This window comes from Anaeromyxobacter sp. K, from assembly GCF_000020805.1.
Lineage (GTDB): Bacteria > Myxococcota > Myxococcia > Myxococcales > Anaeromyxobacteraceae > Anaeromyxobacter > Anaeromyxobacter dehalogenans.
The window spans coordinates 4,568,625-4,584,508 of record NC_011145.1 but is presented as its reverse complement, the minus strand read 5'-3'; the positions used below and the strand labels follow the sequence as shown (position 1 = coordinate 4,584,508).

At 74.5% G+C, this 15,884-nt stretch carries 12 protein-coding genes; 7 read left to right on the top strand and 5 right to left on the bottom strand.

The genetic code is table 11. The features are described 5' to 3' along the window. The first annotated feature begins 10 nt into the window (after positions 1-10). A complete protein-coding gene (mgtE, locus tag ANAEK_RS20360) occupies positions 11-1,336 on the top strand; it encodes a magnesium transporter (protein WP_012528012.1) in 1,326 nt (441 codons plus the stop codon). Here the strand turns inward: mgtE and ANAEK_RS20355 are convergent. The 4 genes from ANAEK_RS20355 to ANAEK_RS20340 form a co-directional block, all read right to left on the bottom strand. Then, positions 1,291-4,647, bottom strand: a complete 3,357-nt coding sequence (locus tag ANAEK_RS20355; RefSeq protein WP_012528011.1) for an efflux RND transporter permease subunit — start codon at positions 4,645-4,647, stop codon at positions 1,291-1,293. The two genes, mgtE and ANAEK_RS20355, sit on opposite strands and share 46 nt — an antisense overlap. After that, positions 4,644-5,675, bottom strand: a complete 1,032-nt coding sequence (locus tag ANAEK_RS20350; protein WP_012528010.1) for an efflux RND transporter periplasmic adaptor subunit — start codon at positions 5,673-5,675, stop codon at positions 4,644-4,646. Before ANAEK_RS20350 ends, ANAEK_RS20355 begins: the two co-directional genes overlap by 4 nt. Continuing rightward, the gene (locus tag ANAEK_RS20345) at positions 5,672-7,012 is read right to left on the bottom strand and encodes a TolC family protein (protein ID WP_012528009.1); all 1,341 of its coding nucleotides are present in this window, start codon (positions 7,010-7,012) and stop codon (positions 5,672-5,674) included. The genes ANAEK_RS20350 and ANAEK_RS20345 overlap by 4 nt, the downstream gene beginning before the upstream one ends. Before the next feature lie 104 nt (positions 7,013-7,116). Beyond that, positions 7,117-7,782 carry a Smr/MutS family protein gene (locus ANAEK_RS20340; RefSeq protein WP_012528008.1) on the bottom strand — a complete coding sequence of 222 codons (666 nt, stop codon included), beginning with the start codon at positions 7,780-7,782 and terminating at the stop codon, positions 7,117-7,119. A 24-nt stretch (positions 7,783-7,806) separates the two neighbouring features. Between ANAEK_RS20340 and ANAEK_RS20335 the strand changes: the two genes are divergently transcribed. From ANAEK_RS20335 to ANAEK_RS20310, 6 genes are all read left to right on the top strand, one after another. Continuing rightward, positions 7,807-7,989: a CPXCG motif-containing cysteine-rich protein gene (locus tag ANAEK_RS20335; protein WP_012528007.1), complete on the top strand. Its 183-nt coding sequence runs from the start codon at positions 7,807-7,809 to the stop codon at positions 7,987-7,989. A 69-nt stretch (positions 7,990-8,058) separates the two neighbouring features. Further along, complete coding sequence (locus tag ANAEK_RS20330; protein ID WP_012528006.1) at positions 8,059-8,772, top strand: ABC transporter ATP-binding protein; 714 nt, start codon at positions 8,059-8,061, stop codon at positions 8,770-8,772. Next, positions 8,769-10,910 carry an ABC transporter permease gene (locus ANAEK_RS20325; RefSeq protein WP_012528005.1) on the top strand — a complete coding sequence of 714 codons (2,142 nt, stop codon included), beginning with the start codon at positions 8,769-8,771 and terminating at the stop codon, positions 10,908-10,910. Before ANAEK_RS20330 ends, ANAEK_RS20325 begins: the two co-directional genes overlap by 4 nt. Positions 10,911-10,912: 2 nt before the next feature. Continuing rightward, complete coding sequence (locus tag ANAEK_RS20320; RefSeq protein ID WP_012528004.1) at positions 10,913-12,220, top strand: ABC transporter permease; 1,308 nt, start codon at positions 10,913-10,915, stop codon at positions 12,218-12,220. Between the two features lie 18 nt (positions 12,221-12,238). Beyond that, complete coding sequence (locus tag ANAEK_RS20315; RefSeq protein WP_011422982.1) at positions 12,239-13,024, top strand: outer membrane lipoprotein-sorting protein; 786 nt, start codon at positions 12,239-12,241, stop codon at positions 13,022-13,024. A 10-nt stretch (positions 13,025-13,034) separates the two neighbouring features. Beyond that, positions 13,035-14,621 (top strand): hypothetical protein, encoded by a 1,587-nt coding sequence (locus ANAEK_RS20310; protein ID WP_012528003.1) that lies wholly within the window; start codon positions 13,035-13,037, stop codon positions 14,619-14,621. 4 nt (positions 14,622-14,625) lie between these two features. Here ANAEK_RS20310 and ANAEK_RS20305 read toward each other — a convergent pair whose 3' ends face one another. Further along, positions 14,626-15,792, bottom strand: a complete 1,167-nt coding sequence (locus ANAEK_RS20305) for an NAD(P)/FAD-dependent oxidoreductase (RefSeq protein WP_012528002.1) — start codon at positions 15,790-15,792, stop codon at positions 14,626-14,628. Positions 15,793-15,884 lie beyond the last annotated feature (92 nt).

The following is a 15,884-nucleotide window of genomic DNA, read 5'->3' as shown; positions in this document are numbered from 1 at the left end:
GGCGACGCCCATGGCCGACACCGAGGCGCGCGAGGAGGTCACCGCCGAGGAGCTGGCGGACCTGTGGCCGGTGCTCTCCCCCGAGGACCGGGTGGAGGGCTTCCACCTGCTGCCGCGGGCGGAGGCGGAGGACCTGTTCCTGACGCGCTCGGCGCGCGACCAGGCCGATCTCCTCCGCGCCGTGCCGCACGAGGAGCAGCGCTCCTGGGCGCGCCTGCTCGCGCCGGACGACGCCGCCGACCTGGTGCAGGCGGCGGAGCCGGAGGAGCGCGAGCGGCTGCTCGGGCTGCTCGACGAGCAGACCCGGCGCGACGTGCGCGCGCTGCTCGCCTACGCCGAGGACGACGCCGGCGGCCTGATGAGCCCGCGCTACGCGCGGCTCCGGCCGGACATGACGATGGACGAGGCCATCATCTACCTGCGCCGCCAGGCGCAGGAGCGGCTCGAGACCATCTACTACGTGTACGTGCTCGACGACGCGCAGCGGCTGCTCGGGGTGGTGAGCTTCCGCGAGCTGTTCGCCGCGCAGCCGGGGCGCCGGGTGCGCGACATCATGCGCACCGACCCGGTCACCGTGCGCGACGACCAGGACCAGGAGGCGGTGAGCCGCGTGTTCCGCGACACCGACTTCATGGCGCTGCCGGTGGTGGACGCCGAGGGGCACCTCAAGGGCATCGTCACGGTGGACGACATCGTGGACGTGGTCGAGGAGGAGGCCACCGAGGACATCCAGAAGATCGGCGGCATGGAGGCCCTGGGGGCGCCGTACCTCGAGGTCGGCTTCACCGCCATGGTGAAGAAGCGGGCCGGCTGGCTCGCCGCCCTGTTCCTGGGCGAGATGCTGACCGCCACCGCCATGGCGCGCTACGAGGGCGAGATCGCCCGCGCGGTGGTGCTGGCGCTGTTCGTGCCGCTCATCATCTCGTCGGGCGGCAACTCCGGCTCGCAGGCCACCACCCTCGTCATCCGCGCCATGGCGCTCGGCGAGGTCCGGCTCCGCGACTGGTGGCGGGTGATGCGGCGCGAGATCGGCGCCGGGCTCGCGCTCGGCGCCGTGCTCGGCACCATCGGGTTCCTGCGCATCGTCCTGTGGCAGGCGGTGCGGCCCACCTACGGCGAGCACTACCTGCTCGTCGCCGCCACCGTGTTCTGCAGCCTGATCGGCGTGGTGACGTTCGGGACGCTGGCGGGCTCGCTGCTGCCGTTCGTGCTGCGCAGCCTGAAGCTCGACCCCGCCAGCGCCTCCGCGCCGTTCGTGGCCACGCTGGTGGACGTGACCGGGCTCGTCATCTACTTCACCACCGCGACGCTCATCCTCTCCGGCACGCTGCTCTGAGCGGCGGCGAGCTCGGCGGCCCGCGCCCCCTCGCGCTGCAGCTCGGCCGCGCGGCCGCGCCGCGCCAGCACGTAGTAGATCACCGGCACCGCGTAGCGCGAGAGCAGCGTGGACGCCACCGCGCCGGCCATGAGCGCCACCGCCAGCCCCTGGAAGATGGGGTCGGCCAGCATCACCGCGCTGCCCACGATGACCGCGAGCGAGGTGAGCGCCATGGGCCGGAAGCGGACCAGCACCGCCTCCTCCACCGCGGCCGCGAGCGGCATCCCCTCGCGCAGCTTCAGCTCGGCGAAGTCCACCAGGATGATGCTGTTGCGCACCACGATGCCGGCGCCGGCGATGAAGCCGATCATGCTGGTGGCGGTGAAGAACGCGCCCCACAGGCCGTGCGCCGGCAGGATGCCGACGAGCGACAGCGGGATGGGCACCAGGATCACGAGCGGCATGGAGAAGCTCTGGAACCAGCCCACCATGAGCACGTAGATGAGCAGCATCACCGCGCCGAACGCGAGCCCGAGGTCGCGGAACACCTCCAGCGTGATGTGCCACTCGCCGTCCCACTTCATCGAGGCGTGCTCGGTGTCGGGCGGGTGGGAGAGGCCGTAGCGGGCCACCGGCTCGCCGCGGTCGCCCCTCAGCCCCTCCAGCTTCTGGTTCAGCGCCAGGAGCGCGTAGAGCGGGCTCTCGATCTCGCCGGCCAGGTCGGAGGTGACGTAGGTCACCGGCTTCAGGTTCTTGTGCTGGATCTCCGGCGCCTCGCGCGTCTCCTCGACGCGCACCAGCTCGGAGAGCGGCACCAGCCCGCGCGCGCCCGGGACCGTGAGCGCGAGCATCGCGTCGAGGCGGGTCCGCTGCGCCGGCGCGAGCTGCAGCACCACCGGCACCTGCGCCGCGCCCTGCGAGCCGTGGAACGTGCCGAGCGGCGCGCCGTAGCCCGCCGCGGCCAGCGTCTGCACCACGTGGGCGGGCTGCACGCCGTGCAGGGCCGCCTTCTCGCGGTCCACCGCCAGCGCCAGCTTCGGGCTGGTCGGGTTGAGCGAGGAGTCCACGTCCACGACGCCCGGCACCGCGTCGAACGCGGCCTTGACCTCGCGGCCCAGGCGGTCGCGCTCCTGCGCGGACGGCGCGTAGATCTCCGCCACCATGGTGGCGAGCACCGGCGGGCCCGGCGGGATCTCGACCACCTTGACGCGCGCGCCTGCCGGGTGCGCCAGCGCCTCGACGAGCGGGCGGACCCGCACCGCGATGGCGTGGCTGGCGGCCTTGCGCTCCCCCTTGGGCGAGAGGTTCACCTGCAGGTCCACCATCTCCGGCGCCTCGCGCAGGAAGCTGTGGCGGACCATGCCCACGAACGTGAACGGGGCGGCCACCCCGGAGTGCACCTGGACGCTCTCCACCTCCGGCTCGGCCAGCAGCCGGCGGGCGACGTCCTGGCCCAGCGCCAGCGCCTCCTCGCGCGCGGCGCCGGCGGGCAGGTCGAGCTGCACCTGGAACTCGCTCTTGTTGTCGAACGGCAGCATCTTCACCTTCACCGCGCCGGTGAAGAGCAGCGCCACCGCGCCGAGCAGCAGCGCCGTCACCAGCGCCAGGAAGCCGAGCTGCACCTTCCACGAGCCGAGCAGCGCGCGGATGACCTTGCGGTCGAGGCGGGCGACGCGGCCCTCCGGCGCCGACTCGGCCACCGCGTGCGGCTCGGCCGAGGCGGGCTCCGGCGGCTCGCGGTCCGGATCGGCCGGGTGGAGCCCGGTGGCGTCGGTGTCGGGGAGGTGCGCCTCCTTGCGGAACACCTTCATGGCGGCCCAGGGGCTCACCACGAACGCGATGAGGAGCGAGAACACCATCGCCACGCTGGCGCCCACGGGGATGGGGCGCATGTACGGGCCCATCAGCCCGCGGACCATGGCCATGGGGAGGATGGCGGCGATCACCGCGACGGTGGCGAGGATGGTCGGGTTGCCGACCTCGTCCACCGCGTCCAGCACCACCTGGGCGAAGCTGCGCTTCGGGCCGGGCAGGTGCAGGTGGCGGTGGATGTTCTCGACCACCACGATGGCGTCGTCCACCAGGATGCCGATGGAGAAGATGAGCGCGAAGAGCGTGACGCGGTTCAGCGTGTAGCCGTTCAGGTAGGTGATGAGCAGGGTGAGCGCCAGCGTGACCGGCACCGCCACCGCCACCACCACCGCCGAGCGCCAGCCCATCGCGAGCAGGATGAGCGCGATCACCGAGAGCGTGGCGATGAGCAGGTGCTCGATGAGCTCGTTCGACTTCTCGCCGGCGGTCTCGCCGTAGTTGCGGGTGACGTCGGCCTTCACGCCGGCCGGGATGAGCCCGCCGCGGAGCGCGTCCACCTTGGCCAGGACCTCGTGGGCGAGCTCGGTGGCGTTCGTGCCCGGGCGCTTCGCGACCACGATCGACACGGCCTGCTCGAAGCCCTCCTTGCCCTTCTCGGCGGTGAGCACCACCGCCGGCTCGGGCTCGGGGCCGTCCACGACCCGGGCCACGTCCTCGACGTAGATGGGCCGCCCGTCGCGGACCGTCACCACCACCCGGTCCAGCTCGGCGGCGGAGCGGGCGAAGCCCTGCGCCTCGAGCTCGATGCGCTTGCCGCCCTCGACCAGCGCGCCGGCCGGGAGCTGGGCCTGGGCGCCCTGCAGCGCCTGGTGCAGCTCGGCGAGCGACACCGAGAGGGCGCGCAGCCGCGCCGGATCCGGCTCGACGCGCACGGTGCGGCGGGCGCCGCCCACCACCTGCACGCTGGCGGTGCGCGGCACGTCGGAGAGCTCGCGCGCCACCTCCTCGCCCAGCTTGCGCAGCTCGCCGGCCGGGAGCGGGTCCTCGGCGTGGAGCGTGACCGTCAGGAACGGGACGTCGTCGATGGTGAGCGCCCGCACCACCGGCGGCAGCGTGCCGGAGGGCAGCAGCTCGGGGTGCGCGCCCAGCTCCTGGTGAACCTTCACCAGCGAGGGCTCGAGCGGCTCGTTCACCTTGAAGCGCACGGTGATGAAGCCGACGTTGGCCCGGCTCGAGCTGTACAGGTACTCGACGCCGGGGATGCCCCAGAGCCGCCGCTCGAGCGGGGTGACGAGCTGCGTCTCCACGTCGCGCGGGCTGGCGCCGGGGAACGGCACCATGACGTCGACCATGGGGACGACGATCTGCGGCTCCTCCTCGCGCGGGGTCAGCCAGACCGCGGCCAGCCCGAGCAGGATGGAGGCGAGGACGATGACGGGCGTGAGCTTGGAGCGCAGGAACGGGCGCGCCAGGCGCCCGGCCAGGCCCAGGCGCTGGCCCTGCTCGGGGATCGTCACGGCGTCACCTCCACCGCCTGCCCGTCGCGGAGCGCGCCGGGCGCGTCGATGACGGTCTCGCCGGCGCGCAGCCCGGCCCGCACCAGCACCGCCTCGCCGGCGGGCTCGCCGGGCGAGATCCAGCGCAGGCGGGCCTTGCCGCCGTCGGCCACGAACACGCCGGTGAGATCGCCGCGCTGGACGAGCGCGCTCTTCGGCACCCACAGCGCCGCCTGCCCGGCGCCCGCCTTCGCGTCGCCGGCGGCCGCCGGCAGCACCAGGCGCGCGAACGAGCCGGAGCGGAGCTCGCCCTCCGCCTTCTGGACGCGGGCGCGCAGCCCGCGCCGGTGGGAGAGGGGATCGCCGCCGGGGGTGAGCGCGGTGATCTCGGCGGTGCCGCGGGTCGCGCCGGCGAGGAACGGGAGCGTCTTGCCCACGGCGAGGCCGCGCGCCTCGTCGTCGGAGAGGCTGGCGGTCAGCTCGAGCGCGTCGCCCTCGAGCTGCAGCAGCGGCTGGCCGGGGCCGACCAGGTCGCCGGCGTTCACCCGGCGCGACTGGACCGTGCCGGCGAACGGCGCGCGGAGCAGCGAGTAGCCCACGTTGGCGCGGGCGCCGGCCACCGCGGCCGCAGCCTGGGCGCGCTGGGCCCGCGCGCCCTCCAGCTCGGAGGTGGTGGCGGCCCGCTCCGCGAGCAGCGCCTCGATGCGCTTCTCGTGGGCGGAGGCGGCGGCGAGCGCGGCCTCGGCGGCCTCGAGGCCGCCCTTCACGTCGCCGTCGGCGAGGGACACGAGCAGCTGGCCCGCGGCGACGCGCTGGCCCTCCTCCACGTGCACCTGGGTGACGCTGGCGGCGAGCCGGGTCGAGAGGGTGGCGCGGCGCACCGCGACCACGTTCGCGGCCACGGTGCGGCCGGCGCCGCCGCCGTCCACGCGCGCGGCGCGGACGCGGGCCGGCGCCGCGGGGGCGGCCGCGGTCTCGGCGGCGAGGGAGGGGACGGGCAGCGCCGGGGCGGCGAGCGCGAGCGCGAGCATCAGGGAGCGGTGGTTCATGGCGTGAGTCCTTCGATGGGAGCGTTGAGGGCGAGGGCGAGCCGGGCGCGCGCCAGGCGCGCCTCCAGCCGGCTCGCGACGAGCAGGGCCCGGGCGCCGGCGAGGCCGGTCTCGGCGTCGAGCAGGTCGGTGAGGGGGAGCATCCCCTGGCGATGGCGGGCGGCGCGCATCCGGCGCGCCTCCTCCGAGGCGGCCACGGCCTCCTGGGCGGAGCGCACCCGGGCGTCGGCGGTCTCCACCGCGCGGCGCGCCTCGCCGCCCTCGCGAGCGGCCTCGCGCTCGCGCCAGACCAGCGCGTCGCCGGCGGCGGTGGCGCGGGCCTGGGCGGCCCGCAGCGCGCGGGCGTCGCCGAGCGACAGGTCCCACTTCGCCATGACGCCCACCATGGTCCAGGCGGTGCCGTCGGAGAGGCTGGGGGTGCGCAGGGTCTCGGCGCTCGCCTGGGCGAACAGCGCCGGGAGCAGGCTGCCGCGCGCGGCGCGCACGCCGGCCTCGGCCGCGTCGCGCTGCAGCCGCGCGGCGAGCAGGTCGGGGCGCTCGGGCGGCGGCGCGGCGCCTCCGGGGAGCGCGGGCAGCGCGTCGATGGGCGTGGTCAGCTCGGCGTCGGCCACCTCGTCGCCGGCCAGCATCACCAGCGCCGAGCGGGCGGTGGCGCGGCGCTGCAGCGCGGCGGCGCGCTCGGCCTCGGCCTGGGCGCGGAACGCCACCGCGCGGGCCACGTCCGCCTCGAGCGCGAGCTGCTGGGCGGCGCGCTGGCGGACGAAGCGCTCGGTCTCCTGCGCCTGCGCGAGCAGGTCCTCCGCGTAGCGGACGCCCTCCTCGGCGGCCTGCGCGCCGAAGTACGCCTGCACCACGCCCGCGGCCAGCTCCCGCTGCCGCTGCGCGTGCGAGGCGCCCTCCGCGCCGGCCATGGCGCCCGCGGCGCTCTGCCCCGCGAGCAGCCGGCCGCCCATGAACAGCGGCACCTGGATGCTGGCGCCGGCACCCACGCCGCCGATGCCCGGCGGATCGTTCAGGCGGCCGGGCTCGAAGTCGGCCATGGTGATCCGGCCCTGGTCGAGCCGGGTGCCGAACGCCATCATCGGCTCGTCGGTGCGGAACGCCCGGGCGGTGAAGGAGAGCGTGGGGAGGCGGGCGTCGCGGGCGCGGTCGGCGTCGGCCCGGGCCGCCTCGGCCTGCGCGGCCGAGGCCTGCAGGCCCGGGTTCCGCGCCCAGGCCGCGCGGATCGCGTCCTCGATGGTGAGCGGCGCGGCGACGGCCGCGGCGGGCGCGAGGAGCGCCGCGGCGGCGGCGAGCGTCGCCAGGCGGGAGGCCTTGGAAGGAATGTGCGTGGTCACGGTGGCTCAGAGCCAACGCGCCACCCAAAGGTTTCCGCAACGTCCCGGGCAGGCTGGGGCGAATCCTCCCGACCGAACCGGGCTCCAACGCTCGGGGCTGCGCGCTATCGCCCGGGCCGGCGCAGCAGCACGTAGAGCGCCCCCGCCCCGCCATCCACCGGCCGGGCGGTCGCGAACGCCAGCACGTGCCGCGCGAAGCGCGCCGAGGCGAGCCAGCTCCTGAGCGCGTCCTTCAGCACCGGCAGCTGGTCCTTGGAGTGCAGCCCGCGGCCGTGGACCACCAGGACGCAGCGCTTGCCCGCCTGCCGCGCGCCGCGCAGGTACGCGTCCACCGCCTGCTTCGCCTCGGCGCGCGTGAGGCCGTGCAGGTCCACGTGGCCCTGCACCGCGAACTCGCCGCGGCGGAGCTTGCGGACCACCGACTGGTCGAGCCCGGCCACCCGGCCCTCGATGTACTCGTCGGAGTCGGAGAGGTCGAAGGGCGCCTCGCCCGAGACCAGGGCGCGGAGCGCGTCGATGGCCTCGAGGTCGGGGTGCCAGTGCGCGCCGGCGGCGCCGCGCGGCGCCGCGGGGGCGACGGTGTCCGGGCCCCGGTCCACCGGCCGCGCGCCGCGGGTGGCCTGCGCCCACAGGTCGGACTCGCTCGGCTCCGGCGGCGGCGCGGCGGGCGCGGGCGGCGGCGGGGGCGCGGGTCTCCGGGGCCGCTCGTCGCGGCGCGGCGCGAGCTCCCGGAGGCGCTGCAGCCCCTCGTTGAAAGGCTTCTTCGCCACCGGGCGACTATAACGGGAGGCACGGTGGACATCGAGATCGAGTGCCCCTACTGCGGCGAGCTGGTGACGATCTTCGTGGACCCCGGCGGCGGGGCGTCGCAGACGTACGTCGAGGACTGCCCGGTATGCTGTCGGCCCTGGACCGTGCACGCGGTCGAGGAGGAGCCGGGCGGGTTCGCCGTCGCGGTCGGTCGCCAGGACGATTGACCGTGCCGCCGTCCAGGACTTCGGGTAAAAGCCGGGCGCGCGGCCGCCGGGCCGCAGGGGAGCGTCGGCATGTCGATCGTCGCGGTGCAGGGCGTCTCGAAGGACTACATGCTCGGCAAGACGGTGGTGCCGGCGCTCCGGGACGTGACGCTCGAGATCGGGCGGGGCGAGTTCCTGTCCATCGCCGGGCCCTCGGGCAGCGGGAAGACGACGCTGCTCAACCTCATCGGCTGCGTGGACACCCCCACCACGGGCGTCGTGCAGGTGGACGGGAAGGACACCTCGCGCCTCAGCGAGCGGCAGCTCACCGACCTCCGCCTGCGCACCATCGGCTTCATCTTCCAGAGCTTCAACCTGGTCCAGGTCCTGTCGGTGTTCCAGAACGTGGAGTTCCCGCTGCTGCTCCAGGGCGGGCTCTCGCGGCGGGACCGCGAGGCGCGGGTCCTGGGGCTGCTCGAGGCGGTGGGCCTCGCCAGCCACGCCCGGCACCGCCCCAGCGAGCTGTCCGGCGGCCAGCGCCAGCGCGTCGCGGTGGCCCGCGCGCTCGTGACCGCGCCGTCGCTGGTGCTCGCCGACGAGCCCACCGCCAACCTCGACTCGGCCACCGGCGAGAACATCATCGACCTCATGAAGGAGATGAACGCGCGCGACGGCACCACGTTCGTCTTCTCCACCCACGATCCCAAGGTGATGGCGCACGCCAGCGCGGTGATCCGCATCGCCGACGGGCGCATCGTGGGCCGCGAGGCGGGGCAGGGCGCGGCGGCGGAGGCGGCGCGGTGACCGGCCGCCGCGACGCGCTGCTGGTCCTCTTGCGGATCGCGTTCCGCAACCTGGCCGCGAGCAAGGTCCGCACCTCCATCATCGGCGCCATCGTGCTGGGCGGCGCGTTCCTGGTGGTGCTGGGGCTGTCGCTGCTCGACTCGATCGACCGCGGCATGCGCACCTCGATCCAGGGCAGCCTGGGCGGCCAGCTCCAGGTGTACGACGCCCGCTCCGAGGACTCGCTGGAGCTGTACGGCGGCCTCCGCGGCGAGTCGCTGCTCGAGCCCATCGAGGACTTCGCGAAGGTGAAGCAGGTCCTCTCCGCGGTGCCGAACGTGGAGACGGTGGTGCCGATGGGCATCGACCAGGCCATGGTCGCCACCGGGAACGTGTTCGACGTCGCCCTGGAGCGGCTCCGCGCCGACGTGCGGCGCGTGGAGGGCGGCGACCGCACGCCGGAGGCGCTGCGCGGCTACGAGGCGCGCAAGGCGCACGTGCGCCGGATGGTGGGCCTGCTCCGCGACGAGCTGGGCCAGGCGCGCAGCATCGCCGACCTGGAGGGCCGGGACGCGGAGGACCGGCGGCGGGAATGGGCCGACCTGACCCGCGCCGCGGACGACGCGTTCTGGGCCGGGTTCGACCGCGACCGCTACGGCAACCTCGAGTTCCTGGAGAACCGGATCGCGAAGCTGTCCATGGACGGCGGCTTCACGTTCATCCGCTACGTGGGCACCGACGTGGACGCGTTCTTCCGCGCGTTCCAGCTCGCGCAGGTGGCCGAGGGCGAGATGATCCCGCGCGGCCGTCGCGGGATCTTGGTGGGCAAACAGTACGCCGAGGAGTGGCTGAAGCTCCGGAACGCGCGGCGGCTCGACCAGATCAAGGAGGCGCGCGACCGGCGCGGCCGCCGCATCGCGGACGACGAGGAGCTGCAGCGCTGGGTGCGCGAGAACCGCGCCGGCCTGAAGGACATCCTCCTGCAGCTCGACCCCATCCAGGCGGAGGAGGCCACCGCCCGGCTGCGCCGCGCGCTCGGCCCGGCCGCGGCGGCGGAGGCGCTGCCCGCGCTGCTCGCGCGCCTGTTCGACGCCGACGACGCGAGCTTCGACGCGCGCTACCGGATCTTCTACGACCAGCTCGCCCCGCTGCTGCGCCTGTACGTCATCAACGTGGGCGACACCATCACCATCAAGGCGCCGGCGAAGAGCGGGTACTTCAACTCGGTGAACGTGAAGGTCTACGGGTTCATCCAGTTCCGGCAGATCGAGAAGTCCGGCATCGCCGGGATGATGAGCGTGATGGACCTGCAGTCCTTCCGCGATCTCTACGGCTACATGACCCGCGAGCGGGCGGCGGAGATCGAGGCCATCAAGCGCTCGGTGGGCGCCACCGACCTCGCGCGCGACGACGCCGAGGCGGCGCTGTTCGGCGGCGGCGGCGGCGCGCTGGAGGGCGAGTCGCGCGCGGCCCGCATCGACGAGGCGCGGCTGCTCGCGGACCGCCGGGCGGACCGGCCCGCCGAGGACCTCTCGGCGCGGACGTACTCGCAGGAGGAGATCGACCGCGGCGTGGCGCTGAACGCGGCGCTGATCCTGCGCGACCCCGCGCGGCTGCGCGAGACCATGCGCGACGTGCAGGCGGCCTCGGACCGGGCCGGGCTGCACCTGAAGGTCATCGACTGGCAGCAGGCGTCCGGCCTGGTGGGCCAGTTCGTCACGCTGCTGCGGGTGATCCTCTACAGCGCGGTGGTGATCTTCTTCGCCATCGCGCTCGTCATCATCAACAACGCCATGGTGATGGCGACGCTCCAGCGGGTGAAGGAGATCGGCACGCTGCGCGCGATCGGCGCCCAGCGCCGGTTCGTGCTCGCGATGATGCTGGTGGAGATCGCCTCGGTGGGCCTGGCGTTCGGGCTGGCCGGCGCGGGTCTCGGCGGGCTGGGGGTGTGGGCGGTGCGCGCCGCGGGCGGCATCCCCGCCACCTCCGACCTCCTCAACTTCCTGTTCTCGGGGCCCGCGCTCATGCCCACCCTGGGCGGCGGCAGCGTGGCGGTGTCGATCGTGGTGGTGGTGGTGGTGAGCGTGCTCTCCGGCTTCTATCCGGCGCTGCTCGCCATGCGCGTCACGCCGGTCGAGGCGATGGCGACGGAGGACTGATCGTGATCCGCGTGGACCTCCAGATCGCCGCCCGCAACCTCACCCGGCACACCCGGCGCAACCTGTTCCTGGGCGGCGCGCTCGCGGCGGTGACGGCGCTGCTCGTGCTGCTCTCCAGCCTGACCGGCGGGGTGGAGCGGGCCATGATGGTGTCGGCCACCACCCTGCTCACCGGCCACGTGAACGTGGGCGGGTTCTTCAAGATCACCTCCGGCAGCGCCGCGCCCATCGTGTCCGAGTACCCGCGCGCGCTCGACACGGTGCGGGCGCTCGTCCCGGAGATCGACTACGTGGCGGTGCGCGGGCGCGGCTGGGCCAAGGCCGTCTCCGAGAGCTCGTCGATGGACCTGGTGCTGGGCGGGGTGGACGTGGCCCAGGAGCGCGGGTTCGCGAAGGTGATCCGCCCGGTGGAGGGCCGCCTCGAGGACCTGGCGCAGCCGGACACGGTGCTGCTGTTCCAGGGGCAGGCCGATCGGCTCAAGGTGAAGGTGGGCGACGTGGTGACGCTCTCCGCCCCGACCACCCGAGGCGTCAACAACACCGCCGACGTCCGGGTGGCGGTGATCGCCCGCAACGTCGGGCTGCTCTCGGCGTTCAGCGCCTTCATCCAGGGCGACACGCTGCGCCGGCTCTACGGCCTCGCGCCCACCGCCACCGGCGCGCTGCACCTGTACCTGAAGGACCCGGCGGACGCGCCGGCGGTGGCGAGCCGGCTGCGCGCCGCGCTGGCCGAGGCGGGCTGGCGGGTGATGGAGCCGGAGTCGCAGCCGTACTGGATCAAGCTCATGCAGAAGGTGCCGAGCGAGGACTGGACCGGCCAGAAGCTCGACGTGACCACCTGGGAAGACGAGATGGGCCAGTTCAAGCAGTTCATCCTCGGCCTGCGCGCGCTCACCGCGCTGCTCGTGTTCGTGCTCATGGTGGTGGTCGTCATCGGCATCCTGAACACGCTCGCCATCGCCATCCGCGAGCGGACCCGCGAGATCGGCACGCTGCGCGCCATCGGCATGCAGCGCCGCAAGGTGCTGTGGCTGTTCGTCCTCGAGACGGCGCTGCTCGGGCTCACCGGCGCCGCGGCCGGCGCGGCGGTGGCGGCCGGGATCGCGCTCCTGCTCAACCTGGCCGGCATCGGCGTGCCCGAGGGCATGCAGCTGTTCCTCATGCAGGAGAAGCTCTCGTTCCTGCTCCAGCCCGGCGCCATCCTCGCCGACGTGCTGTTCCTCGCCGGCGTGACCGTCGTGGCCGCGCTGCTCCCCGCCCGCCGCGCGGCGCGCCTGCGGCCGGTCACCGCCATGCACCACATCGGCTGAACCCCAGGGACCCGCACCATGCACGCACGCCTCGCCGCCGTCCTCTCCCTCGCCGCCGCCGCCCTGGCGCTCGCGGCGCCGCCCGCCGCGGCGCTCGGGCCCGACGAGCTGAAGCGCGTGGTCGCCACGCTCGACGACCGCCAGCGCAACTCCGGCGACTGGAAGGCGCTCTGCTACATGGAGGCGAAGGAGAAGGGGAAGACCGACGTCGTCTACGAGCTGCTGGTCTACCGGCGCGACGAGGACGACAAGCAGCTCTTCCTGTTCACCAAGCCCAAGGCCGAGGCCGGCAAGGGCTACCTGCGCATCGACAAGAACCTGTGGAGCTACGAGCCGTCCACGGGCCGGTGGGAGCGGCGCACCGAGCGCGAGCGCATCGGCGGCACCGACACGCGCCGCGACGACCTCTCCGAGCCGCGCCTCTCCGAGGACTACACCGCCGAGTGGAAGGGCGACTCGAAGCTGGGCGTGTTCGAGGTGCACGAGCTCGTGCTGACCGTGAAGCCCGGGGTGGACGTCTCCTACCCGGTGCGGCGGCTGTGGGTGGACAAGGCCACCCTCAACATCCTGAAGCGGCAGGACGTGGCGCTCTCCGGCCGGCTCATGCGCACCACCTACACGCCGCGCTGGAGGAAGATCTACTCCGAGTCGAAGAAGGGCGAGGTCTGGTACCCGGAGGAGATCCGCATCTACGACGAGATCGAGAAGGGGAACTCCACGCTCATCCTGATCCGTGAGATCGACCTCCGCTCGCTGGAGGCCAACCTCTTCACCAAGGCCTGGCTCGAGTCGAAGAGCCGGTAGGAGCGCGCCCATGCCCTCGCCCCGCACCGCCGCGCTGCTCGCCGCGGCCGCCCTCTGCGCGCTCCCGGGCCGGCCCGTCTCCGCCCAGGATCGCCCGAGCGAGGACGAGCTGTTCGGCGCGCCGGCGCCGCCGCCCGCCGCCGCGCCCGCCCCGCAGGCGACGCCCGGCGCCGAGGGCCCCGCGCCGACCCCGCGGGACCGCGGCGACGTGGAGGCCGAGCTGTTCGGGAGCCGCGGCTCGCCCAACGCGGTGCCCCCGCCGCCCGAGGGGATCATCTCGCGCGAGCGCGAGGACCCGCTCCGCATCGGCGGGCAGCTCTACCTGCGCGCGCTCGGGACCTGGCAGGAGGGCGTGGATCCCGCGGACTGGTACCTCGCCTCGCCGAACCTGCTCGACACCTACCTCGACGCCCGGCCCAACGACCGGGTCCGCGCGTTCGTGCTCGGCCGCATGAGCTACGACCCGACGCTCTCGCGCGCCAGCGTCGCGCTCACCCAGCCCAGCGCCGGCGTGACCGAGTCCGCCGCCACCGCCGCCTCGAACCCGCGCGGCACGCTGGATCAGTTGTGGGTGAACTTCGACCTCGGCCGGCGCGCGTTCGTCACCGCCGGCAAGCAGCACGTGAAGTGGGGCGTCGGCAAGTTCTGGAACCCCACCGACTTCCTCCACCCGGTGAAGCGCGACCCGCTGGCTGTGTACGACGCGCGCAGCGGCACGAGCATGGTGAAGGTGCACGTGCCGTGGGAGGCGCGCGGCTGGAACTTCTACGGCGTCCTCGCGTTCGAGGACCTGGCCGGCCAGGCGCGCGCCACCGACCGCGTCGGCCGGGTCGGCGCCGGGGGCCGGGCCGAGCTGGTGGCCGGCACCGCCGAGCTCGGGCTCGACGCGATGGTGCAGGACGGGCACCGCCCGCGCTTCGGCGTGGACCTGTCCGGCGGCCTCGGGGACTTCGACCTCTACGCCGAGGCCGCGCTGCGCACCGGCACCGACGGGCCCCGCTGGCGGAAGACCGCGCCCACGCTGACGGACCCGTTCGGCTACGCGCCGTACGAGCCGCGCGGCTTCACCCCGCAGGTCGTGCTCGGCGGGAGCTGGTCGGCGAAGTACTCCGACGAGGACGCCGTCCTGGTCGGCGCCGAGTACTTCTTCGACGACGCCGGCTACTCCGACGCCGACGTGTATCCCTTCCTCGCCGCCGGCGCGCCGCGGGTCGATCTCTCGAACCCCACCGCGCCCGCGCTGGTGCAGCAGGACCCCACCGCGTTCCGCCCGTTCTACCTCGGCCGCCACTACGCCGGCGCGTTCGCGACCCTGCCCAAGCCCGGGAGCTGGAACAACACCATCTTCACCCTGTCCGCGCTCGGGAACCTGTCGGATCGCACGTTCGTGGTGCGCCTCGACCACTCGGTGCTGGCGCTGACGTACCTGAGGGTGGAGACGTTCGTGGCCGGCCACATGGGACGAAAGGGCGGCGAGCTCCGGTTCGCCTACGAGGTCCCCGCCGGCGCCGCCGCGTTCCTCGGCGCCCCGCCCGACCCGCGGCTCGGGAAGGCGCCGGTGGTGGACGCCGGCGTGGCGCTGCGCGTGAGCCTGTGAGCCCCTACATCCCCAACACCCTCGGCACCACCCCGCGCCGCTCCGCCTTGAAGTACCGCCCCCAGGCCTTCTTCATCCAGTGGCCCACGACCGGCAACGGCACCAGCCGCTCCGTCCGATCGTCCCGGTACACCAGCGCGCCGCCGGTGCCGGTGTCCATCAGGCACACGATCGCGAGGTGCCCGAGGTAGCTCGCGCACGGCGCGCCGCCCGCCTCGCAGGAGGCGGCGTTGTCGGCGGCGACCCGCGCCATCGCCTGCGCGAGGTGCCCCTGCTTGGCGCTCCAGGCCGGGCCCTCCAGCGCGGCCACGTCCCCCACCGCCCAGACGCCGGGCATCCCCGGCACCGCGCAGCCCGAGTCCACGCGCACGAAGCCGGCCTCGTCGAGCGGCAGGTCGGAGCCCCGCGCCAGCGGGTGCCCGTCGCCCGCCGGGAGGAACGCGACCAGGTCGGCGTCGATGCGCTCGGCGCCCTCCAGCGCCACCCCGCCCGTGTCGAAGGACAGGATCTTCCGGCCGGCGCGCGCCGCGATGCCCTGGCGCGCCAGCATCCGCCCCACGGCCTCCACCGCCTTCGCGCCCATGCGCTCGCCGGGCCGCGCCATGGGCGCGAAGAACGTCAGCTCGAACCGGTCGCGCAGGCCGCGCCGGCGCAGGAGCGCGTCGAGGTTGAACGCCACCTCGAACGCCGGCCCGCCGCGCACCGCCGAGGGCGCCTTGGGGTTCCCGCCGAAGCCGACCGCGATGCGCCCGCGGCCGCGCGCGAGCAGCGCCTCCAGCGCCATGCGGAAGGAGGTGGCGGCGGCGGGATCCCCGCCGAGCGTCACCGTGTGCTCGACCCCCTCCGGCCGCAGCCGGGAGGCGCCGAGCGCGACCACCAGGTGGTCGGCGGCGAGCCGGCGCCCGTCCACCTTCGCCCGGCGCGAGGCGCCCTCGATCTCCTCGACCTTCCCCACGCGCAGCTCGAACCCGCGGCGCGCGGCCACGCCGGCGAGGTCCAGGCAGGCGTCGTCGAACGCCAGCTCGCCGGTCGGGATCCAGATCGAGGTGGGGTGGATGAACAGGTAGGGCCGGTCCGAGACCAGCGTGACCTCGAAGCCTCGTGCGCGAAGCCGGACCGCGCTCTCCAGGCCGGCGAAGCCGCCGCCCAGCACCAGTGCTCGCTTCCCCATGGGCGTCCTCCCGGCCGGCGATCGGCCTCTCGGCCGTCAGAGCCACGCCGCGAGCGCGGGATTCCTTCGGGGGCGCGGACGAACCGGCGCCG